The 25,096-nt window shown below is 38.6% G+C and carries 20 protein-coding genes; 1 reads left to right on the forward strand and 19 read right to left on the reverse strand.

The annotated features are described in order from the left end of the window. Positions 1-12: 12 nt before the first annotated feature. The 16 genes from rfbC to AC3Y23_RS27910 form a co-directional block, all read right to left on the reverse strand. Entirely contained in the window at positions 13-561 is a 549-nt protein-coding gene (rfbC, locus tag AC3Y23_RS27835) for a dTDP-4-dehydrorhamnose 3,5-epimerase (RefSeq protein WP_379205291.1), read from the reverse strand. 20 nt (positions 562-581) lie between these two features. Beyond that, entirely contained in the window at positions 582-1,325 is a 744-nt protein-coding gene (locus AC3Y23_RS27840; RefSeq protein WP_379205293.1) for a sugar phosphate nucleotidyltransferase, read from the reverse strand. A 54-nt stretch (positions 1,326-1,379) separates the two neighbouring features. Next, positions 1,380-2,276 (reverse strand): decaprenyl-phosphate phosphoribosyltransferase, encoded by an 897-nt coding sequence (locus tag AC3Y23_RS27845; RefSeq protein ID WP_379205296.1) that lies wholly within the window; start codon positions 2,274-2,276, stop codon positions 1,380-1,382. A 15-nt stretch (positions 2,277-2,291) separates the two neighbouring features. Next, entirely contained in the window at positions 2,292-2,693 is a 402-nt protein-coding gene (locus AC3Y23_RS27850; protein WP_379205299.1) for a divergent PAP2 family protein, read from the reverse strand. A gap of 40 nt (positions 2,694-2,733) precedes the next feature. Next, entirely contained in the window at positions 2,734-3,852 is a 1,119-nt protein-coding gene (locus tag AC3Y23_RS27855; protein ID WP_379205301.1) for a glycosyltransferase family 4 protein, read from the reverse strand. 1 nt (position 3,853) lies between these two features. After that, positions 3,854-4,231 (reverse strand): GtrA family protein, encoded by a 378-nt coding sequence (locus tag AC3Y23_RS27860; RefSeq protein ID WP_379205303.1) that lies wholly within the window; start codon positions 4,229-4,231, stop codon positions 3,854-3,856. Positions 4,232-4,422: 191 nt separating this feature from the next. Further along, positions 4,423-6,549: a hypothetical protein gene (locus tag AC3Y23_RS27865; RefSeq protein WP_379205305.1), complete on the reverse strand. Its 2,127-nt coding sequence runs from the start codon at positions 6,547-6,549 to the stop codon at positions 4,423-4,425. A gap of 49 nt (positions 6,550-6,598) precedes the next feature. Continuing rightward, positions 6,599-8,953 (reverse strand): glycosyltransferase, encoded by a 2,355-nt coding sequence (locus tag AC3Y23_RS27870; protein ID WP_379205307.1) that lies wholly within the window; start codon positions 8,951-8,953, stop codon positions 6,599-6,601. Then, on the reverse strand, positions 8,950-10,155 hold the full coding sequence (locus AC3Y23_RS27875) for a glycosyltransferase family 4 protein (protein ID WP_379205309.1): 1,206 nt from the start codon (positions 10,153-10,155) through the stop codon (positions 8,950-8,952). The genes AC3Y23_RS27870 and AC3Y23_RS27875 overlap by 4 nt, the downstream gene beginning before the upstream one ends. Positions 10,156-10,174: 19 nt before the next feature. Then, complete coding sequence (locus tag AC3Y23_RS27880) at positions 10,175-11,314, reverse strand: class I SAM-dependent methyltransferase (protein WP_379205311.1); 1,140 nt, start codon at positions 11,312-11,314, stop codon at positions 10,175-10,177. After that, complete coding sequence (locus tag AC3Y23_RS27885) at positions 11,307-12,605, reverse strand: ABC transporter ATP-binding protein (protein WP_379205313.1); 1,299 nt, start codon at positions 12,603-12,605, stop codon at positions 11,307-11,309. Before AC3Y23_RS27885 ends, AC3Y23_RS27880 begins: the two co-directional genes overlap by 8 nt. Before the next feature lie 13 nt (positions 12,606-12,618). Beyond that, a complete protein-coding gene (locus AC3Y23_RS27890) occupies positions 12,619-13,395 on the reverse strand; it encodes an ABC transporter permease (RefSeq protein WP_379205315.1) in 777 nt (258 codons plus the stop codon). A 12-nt stretch (positions 13,396-13,407) separates the two neighbouring features. Then, complete coding sequence (locus AC3Y23_RS27895; protein WP_379205317.1) at positions 13,408-14,361, reverse strand: GDP-mannose 4,6-dehydratase; 954 nt, start codon at positions 14,359-14,361, stop codon at positions 13,408-13,410. Between the two features lies 1 nt (position 14,362). Then, positions 14,363-15,355, reverse strand: a complete 993-nt coding sequence (gmd, locus tag AC3Y23_RS27900) for a GDP-mannose 4,6-dehydratase (RefSeq protein ID WP_379205319.1) — start codon at positions 15,353-15,355, stop codon at positions 14,363-14,365. Positions 15,356-15,399: 44 nt separating this feature from the next. Then, on the reverse strand, positions 15,400-16,476 hold the full coding sequence (locus AC3Y23_RS27905; protein ID WP_379205322.1) for a mannose-1-phosphate guanylyltransferase: 1,077 nt from the start codon (positions 16,474-16,476) through the stop codon (positions 15,400-15,402). A gap of 1 nt (position 16,477) precedes the next feature. After that, a complete protein-coding gene (locus AC3Y23_RS27910; protein ID WP_379205324.1) occupies positions 16,478-17,764 on the reverse strand; it encodes a glycosyltransferase in 1,287 nt (428 codons plus the stop codon). 178 nt (positions 17,765-17,942) lie between these two features. Here AC3Y23_RS27910 and AC3Y23_RS27915 point away from each other — a divergent pair, with 178 nt between their 5' ends. Next, complete coding sequence (locus tag AC3Y23_RS27915; RefSeq protein WP_379205326.1) at positions 17,943-20,399, forward strand: O-antigen ligase family protein; 2,457 nt, start codon at positions 17,943-17,945, stop codon at positions 20,397-20,399. 102 nt (positions 20,400-20,501) lie between these two features. On the opposite strand, the gene galU is transcribed toward AC3Y23_RS27915, so the two are convergent. From galU to AC3Y23_RS27930, 3 genes are all read right to left on the reverse strand, one after another. Further along, positions 20,502-21,389, reverse strand: a complete 888-nt coding sequence (gene galU, locus AC3Y23_RS27920) for a UTP--glucose-1-phosphate uridylyltransferase GalU (protein ID WP_379205328.1) — start codon at positions 21,387-21,389, stop codon at positions 20,502-20,504. Between the two features lie 428 nt (positions 21,390-21,817). Continuing rightward, a complete protein-coding gene (locus tag AC3Y23_RS27925; protein WP_379205331.1) occupies positions 21,818-24,370 on the reverse strand; it encodes a U32 family peptidase in 2,553 nt (850 codons plus the stop codon). A 221-nt stretch (positions 24,371-24,591) separates the two neighbouring features. After that, on the reverse strand, positions 24,592-24,801 hold the full coding sequence (locus tag AC3Y23_RS27930; RefSeq protein WP_379205333.1) for a DUF2759 family protein: 210 nt from the start codon (positions 24,799-24,801) through the stop codon (positions 24,592-24,594). Positions 24,802-25,096: the final 295 nt, after the last annotated feature.

The raw sequence follows: 25,096 nt of genomic DNA on the forward strand, positions 1-25,096 counted from the left end.
GAAGTTGGATATTTAATCAAAATTAAGCTCAGCATCTTTAAGTAAAGGATGACGTTGATCTTTATCGGATAGAATCGGATTGGTCACCGGCCAATCAATTCCCAAAGCAGGATCATTCCATTGTATGCCACGATCATGCTCTGGGGAATAGTATTCGTCTACCTTATATAGTACTTGAGTATTCGGTACGAGCGTGCAGAAGCCATGGGCAAAGCCCTTGGGTACAAGGAGTTGACGTTTGTTATGTTCACTCAAAATAACTCCAATCCATTGACCGAAGGTCGGCGAATTGCGGCGAACATCTACAATAACGTCGTAGATCACGCCGGACAAAACACGAATCAATTTTGTCTGTGCCTTAGGGTTTAATTGATAGTGCAGTCCTCGCAATACTCCAACCTCAGCTGAAAGAGAATGGTTATCTTGAATAAATTCATGCTTGATACCGATGGAATGCATTGTTTGCTGGTTATAACTCTCCATAAAAAAACCCCGGTTGTCGCCATGGACCACCGGTTCAAGAAGGCTTGCGCCTTGTAGTTTTAAAGGAGTGACTTTCATAATGGATATCCTCCTTTTATCTATAACTTCAATTTCCCAAAATCCTCATCAAACAAAATATCCTTGGCCAATTCATTAGCTTTTGCAAGTGAAGCATGCGTTCCAGCATCCGTCCACCAACCCTCAAGGATATCGTAAGTCAATTCGTTTCTTTTAATGTATGCATTATTGACGTCGGTTATTTCAAGTTCTCCACGGTTAGAGGGTGTAAGTGTCTTGATAATTTCAAAAACCCTACTGTCAAACATATATATCCCTGTCACAGCATACTCACTTTTAGGTGCAGAAGGCTTTTCTTCGATTGAAATAATATTATTCCCTTGTAGTTCAGGTACACCGAACCTTTGGGGATCAGGAACTTCCTGAATCAGAATTTTAGCACCGTTTCCCTGGCGTCTAAATTTCTCAACAAAAGGATTAATATTTTCTTCGAATACATTGTCACCAAGAATTACTACACATTGTTCCTGTCCCACAAACTGCTCTGCTAAACCCAAGGCCTGTGCTATGCCACCTGCTTCATCCTGAACCTTGTAGGTGAAGGATACATCCAGGGTATTCCCACTCCCAAGCAGATTGACTACGTCTCCCATGTGGTCTTTTCCTGTAACCACCAGAATGTCTTGAATTCCTGCCTGCTTGAGTCTATAAATTGAGTGAAAAATCATCGGATACTTGCCTACAGGAAGTAGATGCTTGTTAGTTACTTTTGTTAAAGGGTACAGACGAGAGCCCGTGCCTCCGGCTAGGATTATGCCTTTCAATAAAAGAACCTCCAATATCATGAAATTCCTGAAATATAAATATTTTAATAAAGATTAAGTGAATTTTTTAATAAAAACGACTAATACAGAGAACAAAACCACTGTAACCAGAATATGCTTATCATTAAGTAATATTTCTTCAGGCTTTCCTCCAGCGTTTTTCATATGGATTAAGTAATAGTATCTAAAAATTCCATATAACACAAAAGGTATTGTAAACATCATCGCTGATTCTTCTGATGCTGCATACATAGAGTAGAACATAATTAATACACCTGTAATTATAGTCATGAGTTGATCTAATAATTGAACACTATAAAAACTCAGAACTTTACGCTGATTGGTAGGATCATCTTTGAAAAGTATCAACTCATGCCTTCTTTTGCCCAAGGCTAAAAACAAAGAAAGCCCAAGCGTACATAAGACAAACCATGACGTAAGAATGCCATCTACTGCTAAAGCTCCCGTTACAGCTCTTAATACAAATCCAGCAGCTATAATCATAACATCAATTATTACAACATGTTTCAAATAAAGACTATAGGAAAGATTCATTGCGAAGTAGACTAGTACAGCGCCTATCACATAGTAATTAATAGAATAAGCTAAAACAAGCGCTATTAAAAAAGTGATAATGCCAATACATATTCCTGCGGGAATGCTTATTGCACCTGACGCAATCCGTCTATTGCGCTTTTCTGGATGCAGACGATCTTTTTCAACGTCAACAATATCGTTAATTATATATATCGTACTAGCCATAAAGGAAAAAGAAAGAAAAGCTAACAAAGCGTGTATCAAGGTTGTCGGATTTAAAATAGCTCCTGAAAAAATAGCAGATGCAAAAACAAGCAAATTCTTCGTCCACTGTTTAATACGCATTTCAACCAGTACATCTGCTAGACTAGTAAGTAATGTCCTTTTCTTAGCCAATGCTACTTGATGATTCAAAATAATACACTCCTATTAAATAAGATATATTATATATCCCAATAAAACACCTAGAATAATTCCTCCGGTTACTTCTATTTTGGTATGTCCTATTCTTTCTCTTAATTTTACAGCTGAATCAATATTAAGAGAGTTAATATTCTGCGCATGCTGACCTACGTACTTTCTCAATCCAGTAGCATCAAATATAACTATCATCACCAATGCGGTGCCTAGACCAAAAATTGGTGAGTCAAACCCCTCCCTTAAACCAATCAACCAAGTTATTGTGGTTACAACTGTTGTATGATTACTTGGAAAACCGCCATTTCCAATATAGCCATAAGCAGCACTACCAAAACGAAATCTATTAATTAAATACTTCAAAGTACCTGCCACAAGCCATGCTACAAAAGGAACAAAGCAATAATATATCATTTAATGTCTCCTATTCATTATACACGAGTTATAGCCTAAATCAGATTAAATTAAAACACTCTATATACTTGGTAGCCGCACTCTCCACTCCAAACAATTCATTAATTAGAGTTTTGTCCTTAATGTAGCTATCCCTGTTCTTTAATACTTTAATGATAGCCTGTGCAAGCTGTTCCACATCTTTTAGAGCGGCAGTTTCGCCCATTTTGGTCCTTCTTGTTATCTCTCTTACACCAGGTAGATCCGAGGCTACTACAGGAACCCCCGCCAACATGGCTTCAACTTGCACCATCCCAAAAGCTTCTAGTGAGTTTGTGCTTGGTAGAACAAATAAGTCAAGCGAATAATAAAATTCAATTAATCGGTCAGTAGATAATTTCCCTAAAAAACTCACATATGTTTCATCCCAGCCAATCCTTGTTTTCAACTCTTCATATATGCTCCCACCTGCAACATTTGTGTAGTCACCTGCAATTAAGAATTTAACATCCGGCAATGCTTCTTTTACAATAGGAGCAGCTTGAAGCAGAATATCTATGCCTTTCTCTTCTACAATTCTTCCACAAAACCCTACGTATGTCGCATCCCTATTAGTTCTATTTCGTGAGTTTTCGAATTCTTTATAAAATGATGAAGTAGGATGAATCTCTAACCATTTATCTTTGAACTTAGGCAATACTCTTGAACTCTGTGCATAATCATACGAGCTTACGACTATCTTTTTCGCTCTTTTAAAACTCGCCCTTGAAGATCTATCCATCAAATTAACTATAACAGAATTAGTAAGAGATTTAGGCAAATTGACATCACATTGATAAGTTAATATTAGTTTTTCTTTGCTTGTCAGATGGCTAACAATGGCAGCTTCCGCCATTGGCAGATGTAAGTTAACGATATCAGCTGCTTTTTGTAGTTTATAATATTTGTTGAAAAAATCCAGACTTATATAGCCTTTACTTATTTTAAACAACAAATTAGCACGCTCTATCTTAACACCATTAATTTCCTCGTACTCAGGAAGGTTCTTTTCATGCTTAGCCGTAAGAACTGTTACATCATGTTCTTTTGCCAACTCCTCAGCTAATGACTTGGCACATTCAGAGAGGCCACTTATATATGGGTAATAATAATTAAGAACAATTAATATCTTTAATCTCATTTTAAATACCTCTTTTTTTTGTATTAAATACAAAAAACTTATTTACTCCAAACGTAGCAATAATAATAACAAAACTAAGTGCAACCCTTGATATATTTACGTCGTATTTCAGTATGGTTACCATTAAGTAGAACAAAAGGTTGTCTATAAATAATGACACTAGTCTGACAGCGAAAAACTTAAGAAGTTGGCTACTATTTTTCTTTTCATTTGAAGCAGTTATAAAAACAAACTTCTTGTTTAAAATATAGTTCACTAGAACAGCCAATACATAGCTAATAATATTAGCAATAATATAGTATAAGCCTAGCCTCTCAAGTAAAAAAAACAATAAGAGGTTAATTCCTGTTGTTATGGCTCCCCAAAAACCATATTTCACGAATTCTTTGATATTACGAATTGTATTCCTATTTTTATCGGAGACAGTTGAACTAGGCAAAATTAAACACCAACTATCGTTGTATTATATTTACTTGATGTACTGAACTACCGATTGCTTCCCTAGAAAAGAAAAGTACGTTTTTCTAGGGAAGCAATGTTCTTGTGTCAGTTTCTAAATAAAATCAGAAATCAATTTTCGAAGACCTTAATATTTTGTACTGCAATTCCCAATTCCCTTGTATCTTGACCTACGCGTACCGCTCCTTCTTTGACTATGAATTTAATATTGTTTACTTTGTTCAATTCAATGTTCAAATTTGAAGTTGTGAGTATCGTATTACTTGTCACTTTTTTCTCTTCAACAAATTCACCATTAACATACAGGAGAATAGTTCTTTCCGTTACATTTGGCGGTAAAACTGCGTTGAAACTAATAGAGACCTTGTTAGTATTTAAGACTTTAGCAGAAAGACTAAATTCAGACTTCGTCCATCGTGTAGGGATACCATTCCAATCCTCCAAACCATGCCAGCCCTCATCCATCGATATGTTGAAGTCCTTGTATAAACTGAACTTTTCATTATGCCAAATCAAAAAACCATCATAATTTAAAATATCACCACTACCTTTTAAAGTATAACTGGACTTTGAACCTTCTGGTATAGATGACGGAGCAAAGTATGAATTAGAGTTCTTAAAGGAGATATTTGTATTCTTTAACAAAAATGAAAGTATATGCTCTTCATCTTTAGTTACATCTTCTATAGACAATATTTCGTCTTCAGGAATCAATTTATTTATTTCTTTTACTTCAGTATATTCTTTTGTGACAAGTAGTCCTTTATAGAGGATAATATTTTCCAGTTTACTTATTTGGAAACAATTCGAAAGTAGTACAAGTGCCAAAATACCCAACTGAAGATATTTCGATGCTTTAAGTTTCATTGCTAAGTAATTAAAACCAATGGAAAACAATAATATAACAAATGGCTGGGCAAACATTAACGTTTTATAGTAGCCATAAGGAAATTTATTAATGAAATGCAAATATAATAATAGCGCTACTATAAATAAAGAATAAATCATCAAATAAACTTTTATTTCTTTTTTTGCTATTAATGATCCTATTATTACGAAAATCAACAGTAGTGATCCTATTATTATATAAAAACCAGATGTAGAGCTATAATCTAAAGATTTAAATCCAAATACCATGAGAATTTGGTTAAAGAAAGGTATATATTCTACAATACCAACTGAGTTTTGGGTGGAAGTATACGCAAAGATATTGTACCTTAACGCTATAAATGTACTTACTGGATTGAATATAACTGCAAGAAACATGATGTAAAACAATATCTTAGTATATAATCTAGTATTCTTATAGTCCTTAAACACACTAAACACAAAAAACATCATTGCGGGCACTAAAAGGTACAAAGTATATTCACTATAAACCGCTATGAGTCCTGCAATACTTAAACTTGTGGGAACGACTAAATTAATTTTCTTTTCTTTAATAACCCGATAAATAAAACCTGCTGATAGAACATAAAATGCATTACCTCCAATCTGAGGCATATACTGTGTAGTAAACATCCAAAATAATAATGTATTAATTGTAGATAAAGTAACCGCCGTTAATACAATCGAATTTGATAATCGGAAACTATACTTGCAAGTGTAATAAACCGAAAGTGAAAATAAGAAAACAAAAAAGCAAGAAATCACATTAAACGTATGCATTGCATCCGTATGAAAGAATGTCATACCAAGTGTATTAAAATAATCTGCTCCCACTCTAGAAAATCTAGAAAAATGAATCTCTGCTATTGAGAAAAACGGATGAAAACTATCAGATATAGCATTTGTAAAATACCCCTTTTCTATTAGCCATTCTGGTATGGATAAGTAGAAAATAAGATCATTGTTTATACTTGCAAAAGATGTAGGAAAGCCTGCAAATAAACTAGGAAAAAAATAAATTAAAAATACGATTCCAAAAAAAGAAGCATAGTAAAGTTTTTCCGTTGAATTTTGTATTGATATTTCATTTTTCTTAATAAGAGAATTATACAATACTACAAATAAGATTATTATTCCGCCAAGAATTATGAATGGATTATAGAATTTCGCCCCCAAAAAAATTCCTAGAAGTTGAGAAATAGCTACTAAAAAAGAAAACCCAAAGAAAGGATACAAAAGATGTATCCCTTCAATATCTTTAATAAAGCCTTTAAAAAGGGTCCTAAAAAGAATTCCGTATGCATAAGCAATAAAAATATAAAATAAAAAAAGTGAGATTATATATATCATCCATTTCCCCCTTAAACATTCGACTTCTAAATATTCCTAACAGTAATATTTAATTCATAAATCGTTTATATAAAGATGCAGTAATATTAAAATCACACTTCTCACTTATATATTTCTTAGCGTTTAAGCTCATTTCATTTCGGATGGTGTAGTTATTACTTAGCTCTATTAAGTATGATAATAGTAGCTCTTCTTCGTATTCATCCACATCAACTTTCCATACACAATCATCAGGATATTCCATGTACGATCCTACATTAGACACTATACATGGAACACCATAGCCTAAAGCTCTCATCAAAGTACCTGAAGTCTCTCCCATCGTTGGCCATCTTAGATTTATGCATAAATCAATTTCTCTTATATAGGTTTTGAATCTTTCAATATCAGGAGAATCTATGAAGGTAACATTCTTTTTTATCTTCAGACTTTCTACTAGCTTGTACAGTTCTTTTTGATAGTTTTCCTCAGAGTGCCCAATAATGTATAAGTGTGTTTCTGGATTTGTTTCTAAAAGTCTAGAAACAGTGTTAATAATAATATCAACTCTTTTGTTTGGTATAACATTTCCAAACACACCAATAGAAAATTCCCGAGCCTTCTTATCATTACTGAAATTATTTTTTTTTGATACTTCGTTATGCTCTAACGTGAAGCCGTGTGGAATTACTTCAATAGGACCTTTAAATTCATTATTTAGAAGAATAGATTTCTTCACCCACTCACTATGAACAATCACACCATTACTTAAATCAACTATTCTATTACTTAGTGGGAATTGCTGACTTTCTGGTATAATACCTGAGTTTAATAATGAATTTGCTGCTTCTTCACCTTGAACTCCACTGTTATAAGCCAATTCGTATACAAAATTATCTTTTTGACCTTTTAAATAAGTAGTATATACGAAGAATCCGAATAAATTAAAATCATGAAGTACTATATAACCCGGGTACCTTTCTAACGCATTTACTATCCATTCATGGTACTCATTATTGCCAATATGATAAAGTCTCTTTTCGAATTTCTCCATTCCATCATGAAATTCGTTAATATCTATAATATCAAATGTATCAACAATGAACTTATTGGTGGGCTGATACTGATTAACAAAGATAGTAATGTCATAATATTCTTTTAAATACATTAGCAATTCTTCACTGTAGTCTGAGATCCCAGAAGTTTGGGGATTAAAAGGGCTAAAATAAGCAAGCTTTTGTTTATCTGGGGAAGACACTTTATTGTTCTCCTCATCATAAATCAATTGAATAAAATGCCCCAAACTCTTTGACACAACAATTTCCCATGAAAATAAACGCGACTGAGTGTATCCTTGGTCAATAAATCGTTCTCGAAGAGCATTATCAGAAAGCAATTTCTCTATTGCGGCTTCGATCGCTTCTTCACTACTAGGATCTACGAGTTCCGCAGATGTGCCGACGATTTCTGGCAATGAGGAGCAATTACTAGTAATAACCGGTGATCCACATCTCATCGCTTCCAAAACGGGTAGCCCAAATCCCTCATAAAGAGAAGGAAACACAAATAATTCACATTCCTGATAAAGCGCCACCAAGGCTCCTTCAGAAACATAACCTAATAAAATCAAGCGATCTTCGCTTAAACCTTTACTTTTCGCGAAATCAATCAATTCTTTTTGTTCTTGAGGTTGTTTAATGCCACCAATTACAAGCTTTATAGCATCTCTTTTCTGAGAAATTCTCGCAAAAGCACTTATAAGCCCTTTATTGTTTTTTCTTGGATCATATCCTGTCAAAGAATAAATAAAAGGTCCATCAATACGCAATTCTTCTTTTAAGAGTTTTATTTGATACTCACTTGATTTTGGATTAAACAATGATTCATTAGTTGAAGCGTATATCACATTGATTTTACTAGAGTTTATTCCCAAATACTTTATAATATCCGATTTTGATGCCTGAGATATTGTTAAGATTAAATCTGCTTCTTTTAACTTTTGCGATCTTTTTTCATACAGAGACTGTACATGTTTTGGCCATTTTAAAAAGTATTCCTCTTTCATCACTATGGGAATCAGATCATAGACTAAATAAGATATCTTCACGCTTTTATTTTTTATATCAGGTATCTCTATATCAAACATATACGGACTTGTAAAATGAACAATATCCACTTTTTTTTGCTCAATGAACTCTTCTAAATCTTGTTCAAACCAATATCTTTCTTCATTTAATCTCGAATTATAATCAACAAATTTTGATACAAAACTAAAACACCATTTATCTGCTTTTCTCTTCATTAGATAAATCCTATGATGAGTGCTCTGATTCACAAAATTTTCAAGCCAATGATGGGTATATATTCCAATACCCCTCTTTTTTTCATCAGTATATAGAGTTTGTACATCAATTAGTATTCTCAAGTTAGGACTTCCTCCTTGCTAAAGCCTTTCTCATTTAAAAACTGAATGATTCGTTCGGCGGTGATTTCCCAATTGTACTCGGTTTTAACATACTGTTTTCCGTTCTGCCCCATTTGTATCGCATTCTCATTTGAATCAAGATATATATTTAGAACCTTCTCGAAAGAATCGTAGTCTTTATAGTAAAGTCCACCTTGACTTCTGTCACAATGTCCTTTGGTTACTGGACAATTTTCATGAACAATCACAGGAGCTCCACAAAGCCAACTTTCCATAATAACAATAGAGAAACTTTCCATTAATGAGGGTTGTATTAACGCTACGCTTCCAGCAATTGCATTAAATTTATCCTCGTCATTGAGTTCTCCCATATGAATTATCCCTGGTGATCTTTTAATCGTTTCGACTATCTGTTCTTCTCCTTTACCCACTACCAGTAGCTTTACATTCTTTTCGTTTTCTTCATAATATTTATTGAACAGTTCAATCATTTGAGGCACATTTTTCCCGCCTACAAGCCTACCTACATATATAAAATAATCCGTATCTATCTTATATTTTTTACGGAAAGCTGTATTATCAGGAATATGATCAACCACCACACCACCGCCAGATATAACTGAATCAGAAATATCGATGTTATGTAGCTTTTGAGTAAGTTCCTGTTCTTCAATTGTATTAAAAAGAATTCCCTTTACCCTGTTGAACATATGTCCAATGGATTCTAAATAAGCCATCTCCTCATCGTGTAGACAAGGGATCACGAAGCTTCGTTCTGGGACCATCTTACTCCCCCAGTAAGAAGTACCAAAAATATATGGAATAAAGAGGAATACATACCGTTCCCCATTATCCACAATAAATTCATACATCGTGTCGCTATTTACAGTTTCATGAAACAATTGCATTTCTTCAGAATATTTAATTTTCTCATTATTAAGCAACTTACCTAATATTTCTTCATATTTTTTCTTATTTCTTTTTCTCAAAGCAAATCTTCGTACAGATATATTATTTATTTCGTAAATTCCAGGATCATAAAAATTATTGTCCCATTCCCAGAAAGAATCTTTCCCACATGTAGTCAATATCTCAACATCGCAACCTGCATCTTGTAAGCTTTTAGCAATACCACCCGCAAATCGCTCTGCCCCTCCAGATATACTATCTGTAAACCAAGGAGTTACTATTGCAATTTTCATTCCCGATCTCCTTGCATGATTATTTTTCCAAGATTAATGAATAGTTATAATACTCTGTATATTCTGTTCTTCCATTAGGTAATATTATTTCTTCACTCAAATAAGAATTTACGACCTTAAATCCAGCCATTTCAGCCAAATGCTTTAAAGCCTCCGGAAATAATGGTTTTTCATGAGTAGGATCCAGATAATACAGATTGTTCATTACAAATCCGGAGGTTGCATTAGGTGTTTCAATTATTAAAACGCCACCTTTTTTTAACTTTTTAAAGCATAAATCTAAAAAAGATATCTTTTGAGGCACAGTTAAATGTTCAATAACATGTGCAAAAAAAACAGCATCCAAGCTTAAATCTCTTTGCTTCAAAAGGTATTCGCTGCCTTCAACAACATAAGCTTCCAGGTTTTTTTCTGTACATTCATCGATAAGCTTAGGGTCAGTATCTACACCTATCCCTTTTAAGTTGTTCTCTCTCAACAACTCTAAGAAGTATCCCTTTCCACACCCTATATCGATTACCGTATCGGTTGGCTTGAAAAATTGTATATATTGAGAAAAAATCCGTTTCACATCTTTACCTGAGGCCATAAATCTTTTAGCAAAATCAGAATAGTGGAAATTTCCAATTGTGTATTTTTGGTTGAACTGATCTACAAACTTCCGATAATCGTTAGTATGATTATCTTGGGCAGCTTGCAGATTGCTTTGCTCTTTTTCTAAAATAGAAATTCGCTCCGCTAAACGAGTAATTAATTTATTTTGTTCTGAAATAACTTCAATTGAATTATTTAATCCGAACCACACATCGTTATTTAAGTATTTTTGCTGATTGGATACCGTATCCACATACCACTTTACAAACAGTCTATTCCCGAATCTTCTTAGTGGTGTAATGAACTTATCCAAGAATTTATAGCGAGATACCAATCGAGGCTCCATAAAGGCAACAGGCATGTTGGGGGTTATTCGATGAACTAGCCTACTAATTTTAGCACTTAACACCTGCAAATCTTGTTGCAAATCACTATCCATATGGATGACACTAGTGAGATCCCCTTCATTTTTCCCCATTATATCTGCAGTCGTTATTTCCTGTTTTCTAACTCCTGAACGAATTTGATGCATTATCTTAGCCGGATTAGCTTTATTATCAGACATCTTGAGGTCCATCTCCTTTTACATATTGTGCCCATTCATGAGGGATCTTTGAAATCCCCAAATCATTGGAGAGACTGGTTACCTTAAATGAGAATTTCTTATCATGAAAATCAAACTGATTTCCATGTTCGTCGTGTACTGCTGCTGTAACTAGATATGTTCCTGCACATAGATTCAAAGAAGGAATGTTAAACTGAATCACACCTTCATCATTAGGATAAATGTCGCTAATTTTATGATAATCAATAAATGTATTTGTACCATAACAATGAATTTGATCAATTGTATGAATAGCGAGCCCAAAGATTGGGTTCTCGACTTTTTTTCTACCCTTATACTCTATTTTTATAATCATTTTATCCTCTGACAAAAAACTAAACTTACTTTTATGATTATAGTCAGTAAAATAAACATTAGTTATTTCTATAAATCTATTCCCCCATCTTTGGGGATCAGAGTTATCAACTGATTCAATCCCTTCTTTGTTCACAATTACTTCATCCTCAAAATTTACATCTTCTTCCATTTTAACTGAAGATTCATCAATCAGTCGCTGATTCTCTTCTTCTGCAAGGTAAGATAGATATTGGTCGATGACTTTTTTTGGACTACCATCGTTTATTACGTCACCTTTATTAATCCATACTACTCGATCACATAATTTTTCCATTGCACCCAGATCGTGTGATACAAATACAATCGTTGTGCCTCTTGTTTTCATTTTCAATAATTGATCCATGCATTTTTGCTGGAATGCCGCATCTCCAACAGCCAACACTTCATCTATTAATAGCACATCTGGTTCAACCATAATTGCTACAGAAAAAGCAAGCCTCATATACATACCCGATGAGTAGTTACGGACTGGATTATCTATATATTCTTTTAGCTCTGAAAATGAAATTATTTCATTTAGTTTCTTTTTTATTTCTTTTTTATTTAGACCTAATATTGCTGCGTTCATGAATATATTCTCTCTACCCGTAAAATCAGGATGGAATCCCGCCCCGAGTTCCAGCAGACTTGACACTTTACCCTTAACATTAATTTCACCGGAATCAGGATGTAATATTCCAGTTAATAGTTTAAGCAAGGTGCTTTTGCCTGATCCATTTCGTCCCATAAATCCGACTGTTTGACCTTTTTCAATATTCAGAGATACATTGTTCAATGCATAAAATTTCTGGAAATTATTTTTCCTACGATTAACGATTCTATCTTTCAAAGTCCCTGATCTTTCAGTGAATATTTTAAAAGACTTGGTGACATTATTAATGGAGATTGCATCCATTAGGGCACCCTCCTTAGATCTCTTCTGCAAAATTTCTACTTAATTTACCGAAAATTGTGTAACAAATCAATAGAAGGACTATTGAAAGGATTGTAACTACTCCAAGACCGCTTAAATCAGGCATCCTGTTATAAAAAAACACATCATGGAAACCTTCCATAATAGTCGTCATAGGATTAAGACTAAATACACCTTTCAAACCTTCTGGAATCATGTCAGAAGTAAACACAATGGGAGTTAAATAGAACCATGCCATTATTACGACTCCAATAATATGCTCTAAATCACGGAAATAAACATTTAAACAAGAAACTAAAGTTGTTAATGCCAAAGTAAATATCGAATATATCAGTAAAAGTACAGGGACTAGTAGTAGCGACCAACCTAACTCTATATGTGAGAAAATCAGGACAGGAAAGAGGACAATTAGACTTAATGAAAAATTAATGATACCACCTATAACTACTGCTAAAGGAAGTATTTCTTTGGGAAAGTATATTTTTTTTACAAGTCCAGCATTCCGAATAACAGAAGTCGCTCCAGATGTAAGAGATTGACTAAGGAGATTCCAAGTTACAATTCCTATAAATAAATACGAGGTATAATTCTCAAGAGAAATTCTTACAACATACTTAAATATCATCGAGTACACTGCAAGCATCAATAATGGATTAAGGAGCGTCCAAAAAAAACCTAAAAACGATCCTTTGTACCTAGTTCTTAAATCCGTCAGTACCATACTTTCAAGCATCTGTCTATAATTAAATATTTCCCTTATCTTTCTCAACATTTAGTAAGCTCCTTAATTCAAATTCCTCCAGTAATTTAATATATCCTGTAGTGATTTTTCAATCAAATATTCTTTTCTCCATCCAGTATGTTCTCTAATTTTTGAGGAATCACCTATATATATTGGGAACTCAGAAGGTCTCATTTTATTCTCATCTTGCTGAATTTCTATATTTTGATTAGTACTTTGTGATAAGAAATTATATAAGATATTACGTATAGATATAGGTTCACCAGAACATACATTATATACTTCGCCTATTCTCCCTTTTTCCATTAACATTGTATAGGCTCTAACTATATCCCTTACATCTGTAAAATCCCGTTGAGCATCCAAATTACCCACTGCAATAACCGGAGCAGATTTACCCTGTTCAATTTTAGCAATTTGCTGAGCAAAATCAGATGTTACAAAACCAGGACCCTGACCAGGCCCAATGTGATTGAATGGTCTTGCATAAAGAAGATTCAAACCATATACATTAACATATTGTTGAAATAACAAAGAAGTTGCAGCCTTTGATACGCCATAAGGACTTATCGGTTTTAAAACATTCTCCTCTAGAATAGCTGTGCCCCCATTAATAATAGCCCCGTATTCTTCAGAAGAGCCGACCATAAGTAACTTTGTTGTTTTAGCCATGTCACTCTTACGGAAAGCTTCCAGCAAGCGTACAGTTGAAATCATGTTGGTTTCTATAGTTTCTACTTTATTGTCCCAAGAAATCCTAACAGAACTTTGCCCTGCCAAATGATAAATCTCGTCAGGTCTTATTTCATTAATGATGGCTTGGATATTTTCTTCATTATTATAATCAATCGGAATTATTCTTCCCACTGGCGTTTTAAAACTAGTACTAGGACAACTTTTTCGAGTTGTCCCCCATACTTCATATCCTTTTTGATGTAGTACATTTGCTAAATTAGTACCTACAAACCCACTAATCCCCGTAATTAACGCTCGCATATTAGAGACCTTGTTTTATATCATTTTGATGTAATTTAGACACTCTTTCCAAGTCACTATCCACCATCATCTTAACCAATTGTTCAAACCCAACTTCAAGCTCCCAACCCAGCTGTTCCTTCGCTTTAGTACAATCGCCAAGCAAGAGATCAACTTCAGCTGGTCTAACAAATTTTTGGTCAATTACAACATAGTCTCTCCAGTTCAAACCAACGTGACTAAAAGCGATTTCCACAAGTTCTTCAATTGTGTGAGTTTCACCCGTTGAAATCACATAATCATCAGCCTTATCCTGTTGAAGCATCAACCACATAGCTCTCACGTAGTCGCCTGCAAAACCCCAGTCTCTCTTGGCATCCAAGTTACCTAAGCGAAGTTCGTTTTGTAGTCCCAATTTAATTCGTGCAACAGCATCAGTAACTTTACGGGTTACGAATTCGATACCACGACGTGGAGACTCATGGTTAAACAAGATACCCGAGCAAGCATACATGTTGTAGCTCTCTCTATAGTTTACAGTGATCCAGTGACCATACACCTTTGCAACACCATATGGACTACGTGGGTAGAAAGGTGTCGTTTCTTTTTGTGGGGTTTCTACTACTTTACCAAACATTTCACTACTCGATGCTTGATAAAATCTAGCCTCTGGTTTTGTTAAACGTACAGCTTCGAGCATGTTAGTTACACCAACGCCCGTTGCTTGTCCAGTCGCTACCGGTTGAATCCAAGAAGTAGCTACAAAGGATTGAGCAGCCAAATTATACACTTCATCCGGATCAGATATGCGTACAGCATTAATCAGTGATCCCAAATCGAGCAGATCACCATCAATAAATTCAATTTCATTCTGTAAGTGTTCAATATTTTCAATAATAGGCACACTCGTTCTACGACGCAAACCGAATACTTTATATCCTTTAGAAAGCAAAAGTTCTGCCAAATATGAACCGTCTTGTCCTGTGATTCCTGTGATTAGAGCGCGTTTAGTCATTTTCGTAGTTCCCCTTTATATAAATTAATAAGTAAATCTAACTATTATAGATATTGTTCAAGCTTCTGCATACGTAATTCCTTGAGCAGTAGCTTCACTTCTTGAGCCTTATCTTTAGTACAAATCAATGTTACATCCTCAGTATCAACAATTATTAAATCCTCAATTCCAAGAGTAGCAATAAGCTTCCCATTGCTCTCAATAATACAACGTTTTGTATCGAGATTTAAAATATTCCCTTTAATCACATTACCATTCTCATCTAGATCGCTAATTCTCTCTAAAGCTGTCCAACTCCCTACGTCGTCCCAACCAAACATACAAGGAATAACATAGATATTATTCACCTTTTCCATAATCCCGTAGTCAATGGATTGATCCGGCATTTTAATAAACTCAGCTCTGATAATAGCATCACGTTCTTCAGATCCTAGAACTGTTTTCATAGTCTCTAATATATCATGCATATCAGGCATCAGTTCTTTAATATAACCCCTAATCGTCTCTGTTCGCCACACAAAAATGCCACTATTCCAGAAGAAGTTACCTGACTCAAGGTATGATTGGGCTGTTTCAAGATCAGGCTTTTCAACAAACTTGTTAACTTTATGAACCGTCAAGTCATTCACTTGCTTAGTCTCGCTACCACTCTCAATATAGCCATAACCGGTCTCAGGATATGTAGGTTGAATGCCGAGGGTCACCAAATTACTATTTTCTTGAGCAACTTCTACAGCAGTTTTTAAAATTCTTACAAAACCTTCTTCGTTCTCAATAATATGATCAGAAGGAATTACTATCATCGTACTGTCAGGGAACCGTTCTTCAATAATAATTGAAGCCAATCCTATACAAGGTGCAGTATTCCGACCTACCGGCTCTATAATGATGTTCTCTGGTGGCAAGTGAGGAATTTGAGCTTTAATTAATTCAGCGTACAATTCATTTGTAACAATAAATATTTGCTTGATATCCATCATATTTTCAAGCCGCGCAATAGATTGCTGAATCATCGATTTGTTACCCGAGATATTTAGAAATTGCTTCGGTAAGTTTGTTCGGCTTTTGGGCCAGAACCGCTCGCCCTTTCCTCCTGCCATGATCACACTAGTAATTGTCATTTTATCCTCCAAAATTCCATAACGAAATATAATCCAATCTCTTTTTGATAATTTCCCCAACTGCCTTTGGTGAGAAATCTTCTTTTATATCATGTTCGCCTTTTGACGAGATTTCTTTATAAAAGTCCTCATTGTCATAAAGCTTACGCATGAATGAACTTGCATGCTCAATATCTGGTTCTGCCCAATGCTGATAGGATTTATATGGGCCATGGTCCTCTGTGAGCTGAACTAACCTATAATCAACCAGACAAGAATTGTTAGCATTCATAAAATCAACATTCGAAGACCAATTTGTGCCAATCGCTGGTTTCCCTAGATACATTGCCTCTGCTAAGCCCAGCCCAAAGCCTTCACTTCTATGAAGGGATATGTAACTATCCGTTACAAGCAATAATGCATTAGTATCATTACGAGATAACGTTTGCTTAATTAAATAGATATTCTGATAGTTTCCAACTAAATCATGGAGTTCAGAAAGTTCTTTAGAATTATTTGTGGCACTGTTCACCTTAACAACAAGACCAACGCCCATATCATTCGGTTCAAATGCAGCTTTAAAAGCATTAATAGAAGCCTGAGGATTTTTCCTTTCCTGATAGCTTTTCAGATCATACATAGTCAGAAATAAGAAAGCTTTTTCCGGTAGTTTAAAGTATGAACGATCCCTAACCGTCTCAATTTTCACTTCAATACTATGAGGGATTTTCACAACAGGAACAGGGCTTTTCATAGAAATAGCATCTGCTACAAAGGTAGAGGGAACCCAGATTTCATTCACAAGATTAAAACTTTCTTTCCACTCGTCCGGAAAATCCGGCAACTCCCAATGCCAATACCCAATGTTATAACGCTTCTCAAAAATCGAATTCCCATAATTCGCGTAAATTTCAATCATCTGTTCAGCATTTATATGGAATATATTCACGTTATATTTAGGACTATCAATTTCTTTAGCTATCCAACTGGTATCATTCATTGATGCAGAGTTAGTACCGGTAAAATTAACTATTCCGAAGGGAATTTCACTTGCGGTAATGCTCTTGGCAGCAATTCTGCATGACTCACCAATCCCCATCTCAGCCCTAGCATACCCTATTAGATTGATACCACTAATTTTATCATCTAATAGACTAGAGTCTTTCTTATCTAAAGGGAAGGCGGTTTTCAATAGCTTATGTTTTACAAATTGCCTTGCCGAAAAAGGGACTAATTTGACGACAACAGGTTTAAGAAAAACCGCAGTTCTATAGAGATGTTTAAAGAACCATGACTTAACACTGCTCATAAATCTGAACACACTTTCTGTATAATAGCATTAATAATAGCCTCCACACTAGCCTTCTTATAATTTTTCACTATAATACCAAATTTACCCGCACCTTCTATCATAATTGAATGTGCTAGCTCTGCCCCTTACCATATGCTAAAATATTGTCGTACCTACAGGAAAAGGAGATTATAACGTGTCGAAACCAGTATACGGTAAAAACGCTGTGCAGTCGAGAAATGTTGCAAAGATATCAGGCTCGATGTGGGCATTAGCTGTTGGTTTTATTTTGTTTTTGTTCTGGACCCCGTTTCAGGTGGGATTGTTTAATGGGCAGGCAGTAGACTTTGAGAAACCGATCTATGTATCTGCATTACTTGGAGTGCTTTTGCTGCTGATTTGGGTGGGTCTTGACTTCAAGAAGTTCAAATTGGATGAGCAACGGGACTTGGTAAGCGTGGCTGTCCTGCTTCTACCCATTACATACGCATTGTCGCTGTTTGTCGCTGTTTCGCATTATATGGCAATGAATATGTTCTTTATTCAAAGCATGTATGCCGCTGTATTCATTATAGCGTTATATCTCTTGAAGCAAAAGCAAGTAAATGTTGTCATCGAAAATGCTGTGCTTACAATTGCTTATTTAATTGTGGGCTTTGGTCTCCTGAATTGGCTTGGAGGCGGGAAACTGGCGGGCAGTCTGGTAGGCTGGTTCTCTAACACTGTACGAAACGGTATATATTTGGATGCAGTGATGACAGATTCCAACGGTCTTCGACTAACTTCTATTTTCCAATATGCCAATACTTATGCAGCCTTTCTGATGGCTTTCCTATTCGTTGCGGTGTTCGCATTGGTACGCTCACGGAAGTGGTACGGTATTTTGACCCACAGCTTTATGTTGGTGCCTATCATTGTATCCCTGCTGCTGACACTCTCTCGCGGCGGTCTTGTGATGCTGCCTGTGGTGTTTATATTGCTTTTATTGTTCTTAAAGCCTGCGCAACAAATTCTGTGGATTATCCATCTGGGCGTTTCTGGATTGTTATCCCTCGTCATTACTAACCAGGTTACGAATCTCGGAATAGAATTAAATACTGCCTTCTCCTCTTCAGCAGCGCTCAAAGGCTGGGGTTACCTCCTTGGAGCTTCAGTAGTTGTTGCAGGTCTTGGTTGGGTCATTCAACGTTTTGCCGCTCCATGGCTGCAAGACAAGCTCGGAAATTGGTCTTCCCGTAAATGGACAAGCTTATGGCTTCCGCTGGGTTCTGTTGTGCTGGTCGGCCTCATAGCGTTCTTACTTATTGGCACAAGCGCCAAGAGTATCTTGCCTAGTAATATCGAGACACGTCTTGAAAATATCAACTTTAAGCAGCACAGCGTGCTTGAACGTTTCACCTTCTATAAGGATGCTATCAAAGTAGTGAAGGATTACCCGATCCTTGGCGCTGGCGGCGGTGGATGGTCTGCGCTTTATGAACATTACCAAAATAACCCTTATACGAGCCGTCAGGTGCATAACTTCTTTCTGCAGTTCCTGATCGAGGTTGGTATTTTAGGTTTCATCGTATTTATGGGCTTTATTCTGTATATCTTCTATAAGTATATCCGCGGATATGTGAAACGGGACAAAGATGACTTCAATAACGGATTCTTCTATCTTATTATTACGCTTTCCATCCTCATTCACAGCTTGCTAGACTTCAATATGAGCTATGCTTTTATGGGCATTCTCGTGTTTCTTGGTCTAGCCGGGATGGCCGCTGTCATGGACAGCAAACCACTGCGTCGCAATTGGAACAAAGCTGGGCTTCGTCTGGGGTATATGGCGGTAATTACGTTAGGATCCTTGTTCCTGCTGTTCCTCTCAGTTACCTACATTAGTTCCAGCAACGCTGCAGTCAACTCCAAGAACCTTATGAGTGTCAGTCAATCATATGAGGAGATTAAAACCTCTCTTACCAAAGCTCTGAAAAACCGTCCGACCCATCCTGAATCGGTGGCTTACCTCTCTGCCATGGATCAGCAGGTCTACAGCCAAACTCAGGATGAACAATACCTGAACGAATCCTATAGCCTGTTAACTCGTGCGCTTAAGGATGAGCCGTATAATAAGACTCTATTGAACCAACTGATCGCCTACTATAACCTCAAGGGTCAAAAGGATCTGGCTCTAGCGGTGTACCAGGATAATGCCGACAAGTTCAATTGGGACATCGTTTGGTACAGCGGGCTGATCAGCAGCTCTTTCGAACTCGGTCAAGAGGCATACAACCAAAAGGATACAGCGAAAGAACAGGAATACTTTAAAACAGGACTGGCAGCTTATGAACATGTTGTAGCTGGTGTAGAGCATCTTAAGACGCTCCCGCCTGAGCAATTGCAAGGCCGGCCGTTCTCAGTTACTCCGGAAATTGCGCTGAATGTCGGTAAAATGCAGTACATGTCCGGACAGATTGAGGTTGCAGCAGAAACTCTGAAGCTCGGTCTCAGCCAAGATTATAGCGATCAAAAGAACCGTGAAATTGCCCGCTGGTACTTGGCGGCACTCAAGAAAAACGGCGGGCAGGATCAAGCCGTATACGATCAGTTAATCGCTGCGGAACCTGCAGAAGTAGACCAAATCAATGAAATCGTAGCTACACAATACTAAGGCATCTGAATAAATGCACTAGACAAATAACACGGGTATCTTCCTCAAGAGGATAGTTACCCGTGTTTTTTTATTTTTAGTAGATGAAAGATTCAAGTTTGATTATTCCGTCGCTTTACCCGTTTCACTCTCAATGATCTCTTTAAGATAGAGAAGCAGATCGTCTTTTAAATCCTCATGCTGGAGTGCATAGTGTATCGTAGTTTGAATGAAACCCATTTTCTCACCAACATCATGACGGTGGCCCTCAAAATCATAAGCAATAATCCGCTCCACTTCGCTTAGACGCGCAATGGCATCAGTGAGCTGAATTTCTCCACCTACACCCACCTGCTGCTCACCCAACATGTCAAAAATCCGCGGAGTCAGAATATATCGGCCCAGTATGGCCAGGTTAGAAGGTGCATCCTCGCGTTTGGGCTTCTCCACAAGCCGGCTAGCTTTGTAGACCCGATCAGCGATAGAAACTGCATCCACGACGCCATATCGGGACACCTCTTCCCAAGGCACAGGCTGCACGCCGACTATAGAGGATTTATATTGGTCATAGACCTCAATCATTTGTCTCAGGCAGGGTTTATTTGATTCGACAATGTCGTCACCCAGCAGAACTGCAAACGGCTCATCCCCGATGAACTTGCGTGCACACCAGATGGCATGACCGAGGCCTCTCGGTTCCTTTTGCCGAATATAGTGGATGTCAGCCATTTCGGATGACTTGCGGACGGATTCCAGCAGCTCCCATTTTTGTTTCTCGGCCAAATTGAACTCCAGTTCGAATGAATTATCAAAATGGTCCTCAATGGCACGTTTGCCTTTCCCTGTTACGATAATAATATCCTCAATCCCTGAAGCTACAGCTTCTTCTACAATGTACTGAATAGTGGGCTTATCCACAATGGGTAGCATCTCTTTGGGCATAGCCTTGGTCGCAGGCAAAAAACGTGTGCCGAGACCGGCGGCCGGGATAATGGCCTTACGAATCTTCATGACATAGGCTCCTTCTATTGGTATCAATTCGATATCTCGCGGATGATGAGCTATATAAGATGAACTTAAGATCCGAACGATAGCTCGGTCGTCACTACGGTGGAATGTTTGGACTTCCGGCCGCTGTTGTCTCCAGATTTCTTTCATTGTACCGCTGTTTGCGGTTGAAATCCGGAGACAAAGGCGGGCGCTATCGCTCCTTCAGTTCCAAACTTCCCCCTTCGTTCCTCTTCGCTTTTTGTTATTTTCTTTTGCTCATCTTATATAGCATTATTTTTTTAATTATAACAGTAATATCCCAATTTTGGCAGTTCGGGACCCCTTAAAAATTGCTGAATGCTCTATTCACCCAAAACCCTCAAAATAAAACAGGCGGACAATCGGGGAAATTTCCCCGTTTTTGTCCGCCTGTTGTGTATATTCTTTAATTATTTGGCATTCACGAGTTGTCCACGGGTAACACCAAGCTGGTTGGTAGCCTTGAGACTCTTCCATACTTGGGTACCGGAGATCTCACCACGCAGTGCACGGCTGTACAAGCTAATTACCTCAGCCACCTGTTCAGGTGTCTCTTCCAGGAACTCTACCCGGTATGAGGAAACTCCCAGCTCACGGAAGTTGTTCAAATACTCTGCGCCCGATTGTTCTACAGCGTTATACACTGTGTTACGGCAGCCTTCATCCACACGTACAGGGTGGGACATGCCGATCCGGTCCTGGAGAGACGCCCGATGCTCTTCGCACGGCCGTCCGCAGTTCGTGTAGTCTGTTCCTTCGCTCATGAAGGTACAATATACACAGTGCTCGGTGTGGAACATCGGTAGATGCTGATGGATTACAATCTCCATCCGTGAGGTATCACTGCGACCGAGCAAATCAACCATTTGCTGAATGTTCAGGTCGTAGGACGGTGTTACCATATCGCAACCGGCTTCCAGGAACAGATCCACGGCCTTGTGATTGGCAATATTCAGCGAGAAGTCGCCAATCAGTCGCGGATGAACAGCATCCGGCTGCTCCATCCGGCGGCGCAGATAGTAATATAATGCGCCTGTATTGCGCACCAGCACCGCATCCGGCTGAAGACGCAGGATGTTGGCATGGTAGCCGTTCTCGTTCGGCATGTGAATACGCGGCGTTGCCAGCGCAATGCTTGCGCCCGCGGCCCGCACAGCCTCCACGGCTGCCGGGAACTGCTTGATGAACTCAAAGTCGGCGTAGATGTTCTTCACGCCGGCCTTGAGCGCAGCCTCAACCTGCGGGAGGCTGCGGCACAGCGCGGTAAGCCCTGCCGCGCCGCTCACACCCCAGCCATCCCGCACAGCCGGGATGGCTGCTTCAGCGACGCCCCTGCGGGTCGCGTCGCCGTAGACCTCTACCGCCCGTTTCACGTAGACGGGCGGTTTCGGGCGCTCGCCCGCAAGCAGCTCCACCGCGCGGCGGCGGATGCTGTTCAGCTCGCGCATAGGCACGATAACGTCGCCTTCCAGATGCGACTCCAGCGCTTCTAGCTGGAACACCGTGCCACCGAGGCGGCCGAATTGTTCTTCCAGCAGGGCGGCGTCCATCGGACGCTTTTGCGCAGTCTCCAGCGCAAGCTCTGAATCCACCTGCACAGTCACACCTTTCTGCGTATCTGTCCACCAGGTCTCCAGCTTCTCGCCAGCGCGGCCACTAACCTTCACCTGAACCGGGAATACCCGGTATGGCTTCTCTGTCTCGTACGACTGCCGCAGCGCTTTATCCAGCGCTGGGTCATTGGTTTTCCAGATCCGATCACCGACATGCAAACGGCGCAGATCCACATCATTGCGTCCGGCAATAATATCAACAACCCAGCCTTCACCAGCTTCGCCTTCCAGCTTCACGCCTTTACGGCGCAAGTCGTAGACGCGTCCGCCTTCTTCCTTCTTCGTAGGATCACCTGCGTCGAATACAATCCCGTCGCCACGTTTGAGCGGTGCATGAATGCGGCAGACTACACCGTCACGTAGAATTTGTTCAACCGTACCCAGGTAGACACCACGGCTTTTTGGGAAAGTCCCGTCAACCAGCTTCTTATTGTTCGTTCCCTCTAAGAAACCATGCGTGAAGCCCCGCGAGAAACTCTGCTGCAGCTCGCGCATTTCTTCCTTGGATGGTGCAGACCATTCACCGTCAAAGTAACGGTCGATGGCCTTACGGTATTTGCTAACCACGTTAGCTACATACTCAGGGCTTTTTAGACGGCCTTCGATTTTAAAAGAGGTTACGCCCGCTTCAATAAGCTCCGGCATCAGTTCAATAGCCGCCAAGTCCTTCGGTGAGAGCAGGTAAGTCACGTCACCCATCGGTTTAATCTCCCCATCGACCATCAGGTCATATGGCAGACGGCAAGCCTGCGCACATTCCCCTCGGTTGGCAGAACGTCCGCCCCACATTTCCGAGGTCAGGCATTGACCGGAGTAGGAGACGCAAAGCGCACCATGAACGAATACTTCCATCGGCAGACGAGCCTGATCACCGATCATGCGAATCTGCTTCAAATTATTTTCGCGGCCCAGTACCACACGTTCCATCCCGAACGGCTTCGTAAATTCAACCGCCTCCGGCGAGGTAATCGTCATTTGTGTAGAGCCATGGATCGGGAAATCGGGGGAGATCTCGCGAATAAGCTTAACCAATCCCAAATCCTGTACAATTACCGCATCAACGCCGGCATCCACGCAGGCATCAATCAGTTCCTTAGCATCAGGTAGTTCATTCTCGAACACAAGTATATTAAAGGTCAGAAAGCCTTTTACACCATAGCTGTGTAGAAAAGCCATAATCTCCGGCAGCTCGTCCATGCGGAAGTTGTTCGCTCTAGCCCGCGCATTAAATTTCTCTACGCCAAAAAAGACAGCGTCCGCCCCGTTCGCCACAGCCGCCCGCATGCAGTCCCAGTCACCAGCTGGAGCCAACAGCTCCACGTCTTCTCTGCGTATGTCCTGCTCTTTCATTTATATCCTCCCAAACCGTCCAAGACGGGTCATTTCTATACGTTTAACTTATTTATTGTATCAAAAATCACACCTATTCGCCATGTGTTTGCCAATATTTAATATAGCCACGAATGTAAATTACCGTCTTTGTCCGCAAATAAAAAGACACCTTTATTTCGCCACGGCGGTAAAGGAGTCTTTCAGACTTCACTTTTCAATTATCCTGGATTGCCCTTATTCTAGCTCAACCAGTTCATCACCATGGCATAGTCGGAAACGACGAAGACAAGCAAGCTCACTGCACCAAAAGCGATGGCGAATTTGTTCTTCTGCGGAGCCTTCAGCAGCCGTATCACCCCAACCAAGATGAGGATCGTGAACAAAATCATAAATACATCAAAGGTATGAAATTTAGATGGTCCTTGCGCGGCAGCTTCTGCAAGCAGCATGGCGATACCTCCTCAAAAGTTTTGTCAAGCAAGCGCCTCTATTTCCATATTCCCTTCTATGTTATCGCTACCATTTGGGCTGCGCAAGAGGCATTGTACAAAAAATGAGGTAAATGTCATAAAAAATATAATTTTCATCCATTTTTCACTTGAAAGAGATGATTTTCATCATTTACAGGAAGGAATGGAATCACTCGGAACGATACTAAACTAGATAAAGCTAACTTGGGATATGAATACAAAGCTCGGTAATTACTCCGGTGAATGTTTGGGCTTCCGATCGCTGTTGTTCCCA

The sequence above is a fragment of the Paenibacillus sp. MAHUQ-45 genome (genome assembly GCF_058133325.1).